Below are 4,290 nucleotides of genomic sequence, written 5' to 3' on the forward strand. Positions count from 1 at the left end.
GGGATGCCCTCGCAGGGAAATCAACGGGTGTAGTTATTTAGACGCTTACGTTGCTTTGCCACGACAAACAACTGATGCTGACAAGGCTAAAATGCTTTTGGGTTATCTTGCCCGTTCAGAGGGCGATAATTCGTAAAAATAAATATCACATATAAGGAGGTTAATGTATGGATAAGCAAAACGATGGAAACGGCTTAGTAAACAGAGCAACAGGTCTTTTAATTATCGAGGTTAGAAGTTCAAATCCCAATGGTGATCCAGATAGAGAGAGTGATCCACGTCAGCGTTATGATGACAGAGGCGAAATATCACCGGTTTCATTCAAACGGAAAGTGCGTGATTTGATTGAAAATAAAGAAGGTACTGTCTGGACGAAGGTCTCTGGAGAGTTTAATCCGACTTTAGATGCTGCTAATTTCCACATACTGGAAAGCCGTGGAAGGGACCGAAAGAAAATAGAAACTGAAATTAATACCAACGAGGGTGTTGAATTTAGGAATAAGTATTGGGACGGCAGGGTTTTTGGTAACACTTTTTTAGAGGAAGGTTCCTCTACATCAATAAGAACCGGGGTTGTTCAGTTTGGCCTTGGAATTTCAATAGCTCCTATTGAAATAGAACGTTCGACCAATACCAGCAAGTCAGGGGTACAGGAGGGAAAAGATAGAGGAATGGCGCCATTAGGTTATCGAATTATTACACACGGCGTTTATTATATGCCTTTTTTGGTCAATCCAACTGCGGCAAGGACTACTGGTTGTACTTATACAGACATCAAGCTTTTGAAAAAGATAATACCTTATGCCTATTCTAACACACCCTCTTACGTCAGGTCTTTAGTCGAAATCCGTCACGCATGGTATATTGAACATAAATCACAGCTTGGTTCTTGTTCTGATTTCATGCTGATCGATGCCTTAACGCCAAAAAAGAAGGATGGCTTAGACCCTGAAAAACCGTCTAAGTCATGGGACGAATATGACGTGCCTACTACGTTACCTGACAATTTAGAAGGAAAGGTCGAGTCTCTTTCTGATTTAATGGATATATACTAATGGAGCCGTTGGCACGAAGCGCACGAAAAGACATTCCGGTTCAAACATATGCTGAGCATGTTGGAAATGTTTCAGCCAGAGCCAAAAGAAATGCCGCCGAGGCTGCTAAATATTTTGAAGACGGCAGTCAAGCATTTGTGGATACCGTCTCTGCGGCTGCGTTATTTCACGACTTGGGGAAGTTAGACGAAGAGAATCAGAAAGTTTTGCGAAGTTCTTCAAAAAAGAAATTACCGATAAACCATGTGGATGCCGGAGTTGCTTATTTGAAGCAACAATCCCAGCTTTTTGCGGCAATTCTGGCATATGGTCATCACATAGGGTTATGTTCATTAAGTAAGGAGAACAGCAAGGATGCACCCTTTTGTCGTGACCCGGATATATGGCAGCAGACTGATGATCTTCTTAATTACTATAAAACAGTACATGAAAGTGTTTTGGGGTCATCTGATGTTGTGAGCGTGCGTGATAAAACAAAATGGAGCGGACTGCCTTATCGTTTAGGTCTTTCCTGTTTAGTGGATGGCGATTACGGTGACGCTGCCGAGCATACTGGCGATGAAGTAAGTTTTGACGATAAGGAATTACGCTGGGAAGAAAGACTGACGGCACTTGATAAGTATGTTGAAGCCAAATTCAATAAGGATCCTAATTCACAGCGTAATTTACAACGCAAAGAAATTTACAAGTCATGCAGAGAGGCAGATACAAATGAGCCAATTGAGGCATGTGATAGTCCAGTTGGTACAGGTAAGACAACATCGGTTATGGCACACTTGCTTCAGGTTGCGATTGCAAAGAAATTGCGCCATATTATAGTGGTGCTGCCATATACGAATATTATCAAACAGTCAGTAGAGACATATCGCAAAGCCCTTGTTCTGGATGGCGAAAAGCCTGATGAGATTGTCGCCGAGCATCATCATCAAGCTGATTTTAAGAGTGTAGAATTGCGTCAGATGTCATCGCTTTGGAAGGCTCCGATAATCGTTACAACCGCAGTACAGTTTTTTGAAACACTTGGAAGTAATATACCTGTAAAACTAAGAAAACTGCACGAGCTTCCGGGTTCTGCCGTATTCATTGATGAGGCACACGCGGCCATTCCGTCTTTTTTATGGCCTCAGACGTGGGTTTGGCTTAGGGGTTTAACAAAATGGGGTTGTCATTTTGTTTTGGCGTCAGGTTCACTCCCGCGATTTTGGGAAATGGAAAAATTCGTTTCTCCAACAGAATCAATTCCTGATCTGGTTCCGGATGAGCTGAGACAACGGTCTGCTGAAAATGAATTTCTCAGAATATCCTATCAGACATGTGAAAGTGCCTTTGACCGTAGAGGTCTGATAGACTTCATTCTATCTAAACGCGGTCCACGACTTGTAGTAATGAATACGGTTCAATCTGCCGCTGTGATTGCAGATAAAATGATAAAGGAAAATCAAGAAGTCTTACATTTATCAACGGCATTAACCCCTATTGATAGGGAACGCATTGTTAATAAGGTTATCCGAAAACTTAAGGCAAGAAGTACAGATACCAATTGGACGCTTGTGGCTACAAGTTGTATAGAAGCGGGGATGGATTTTTCTTTTTCAACAGCCTTACGTGAAAGTTGCACAACTGCAAGTTTAATTCAAATCGGAGGCAGGATTAATAGAGAACATGATGATATGATTGGTGAGGTGTGGGATTTCCGTGTTAATGATCCTTTACTAAACAAACATCCCATTTTTGACACAAGCCGGGCTGTGCTCAATAACCTGTTCAAAGAACAATTGATACAACAATTATCTGCAACTGATGCTGTAACCGAAGCTATGAGAAGAGAAATAATGAGCGGTTATAAAAAAGACGCAGAGGAAATTAAAATAAAGGAACGAAGTGGAGATTTCCCTGAGGTATCTAAACTATACAGGGTTATTAATGCCAATACTCGTATTGTTGTTATTGATAATAAAATTATTGAGGCATTAGAAAATCACGAAAAAGTCTCTACTATAGATTTACTAAGGAACAGCGTTCAAATCTGGTTACAAAAAATAAATGCTCTGTCCCTTGAGAATATCAGAGGATATGATGAACTCTTTAAATGGACAGGGTGGTCTTACGATCCTGATTGTCTTGGATATATGAAGGGGGTTTTACCCCTTGTATATGCAAATGAAGAAGGCTTAATTTATTAGAGGAAAACTCATTGTACACTGAAGACGACTTATTACCGCTGTCAGCGTTGCATCATTTGCTATATTGTGAGAGGCGGTGTGCGCTGATTCATATTGAGCAGGTGTGGGATGAGAATCTCTTCACGGCTGAGGGCAGGATATTTCATGAGCAGGTTGACAGCGGCAAATCTGAAAGCAGGCGCGATATTAAAATCTCCACCGGCGTTGCCCTCAGGTCGTTGGCCCTTGGGCTGTCCGGCAAGGCCGATGTTGTCGAATTCCATAAAATCCGCAGCGATTCTGCCGGTAAAGGTGTTTTGAAATGGCAGCCCTTCCCTGTTGAGTATAAGCGCGGAAGCCCAAAAAAAGGTAATTACGATGTGGTTCAGCTCTGTGCGCAGGCAATGTGCCTTGAGGAGATGCTTGACGTCAGGATAGAACATGGGGCGATGTTTTATGGCAAGACAAGGCGACGCCAGAACGTGCTATTCGACGCCGCACTTAGGCAGTTAACCGAACAAACCGCGCTCAGGCTCCATGAACTTATAGATTCAGGGGCAACGCCCTTGCCGCAGTTTGGCCCTAAATGTAAAAACTGCTCCCTCATCGAAATATGTCTGCCGCAGAAGATGAAAAAGGGCCGCCCCGTCGAAAAATATATGGAAATGTCCATTGCCAGAGGCATGGATGATATGGCGGAAGACTAATGAAGCGATTATTAAATACCCTATACGTTACGACACAAGGTGCGTATCTCACGAAAGAGGGAGAGACGGTCGTCGTGAAAAGTGGCGATGATACGAAGGCAAAATTGCCGGTGCATAATCTGGGCAGCATTGTGTGCTTCGGGCAGGTGATGGCCAGCCCCGCATTGATGGGGTTTTGCGCAGAGCGCGGCGTGGCGATAAGTTTTATGACGGAGTATGGGCGGTTTCTCGCAAAGGTGCAGGGGCCGGTATCAGGGAATGTGTTATTAAGGAGGGAGCAATATCGTCGCGCTGACGACAGCGAAGAGACATTTAACCCAGATTGTCCATTAGAGATGAGAAGCGAAGTGAATTGGGAGATCAAAG

At 43.3% G+C, this 4,290-nt stretch carries 4 protein-coding genes; all 4 read left to right on the forward strand.

The annotated features are described in order from the left end of the window. The first annotated feature begins 167 nt into the window (after positions 1-167). Complete coding sequence (locus AB7D94_RS16595) at positions 168-1,055, forward strand: type I CRISPR-associated protein Cas7 (protein ID WP_420267177.1); 888 nt, start codon at positions 168-170, stop codon at positions 1,053-1,055. Continuing rightward, a complete protein-coding gene (locus tag AB7D94_RS16600; RefSeq protein ID WP_420267179.1) occupies positions 1,055-3,238 on the forward strand; it encodes a CRISPR-associated helicase/endonuclease Cas3 in 2,184 nt (727 codons plus the stop codon). Before AB7D94_RS16595 ends, AB7D94_RS16600 begins: the two co-directional genes overlap by 1 nt. Before the next feature lie 11 nt (positions 3,239-3,249). Further along, entirely contained in the window at positions 3,250-3,924 is a 675-nt protein-coding gene (cas4, locus tag AB7D94_RS16605; protein ID WP_420267181.1) for a CRISPR-associated protein Cas4, read from the forward strand. Beyond that, positions 3,924-4,290 (forward strand): CRISPR-associated endonuclease Cas1 (locus AB7D94_RS16610; protein ID WP_420267182.1); only part of this gene is annotated, 367 nt, incomplete at its 3' end. The genes cas4 and AB7D94_RS16610, both read left to right, overlap by 1 nt.

It is taken from the genome of Candidatus Magnetominusculus dajiuhuensis, from assembly GCF_046044395.1.
GTDB classification, from domain to species: Bacteria; Nitrospirota; Thermodesulfovibrionia; order Thermodesulfovibrionales; family Magnetobacteriaceae; genus Magnetominusculus; species Magnetominusculus dajiuhuensis.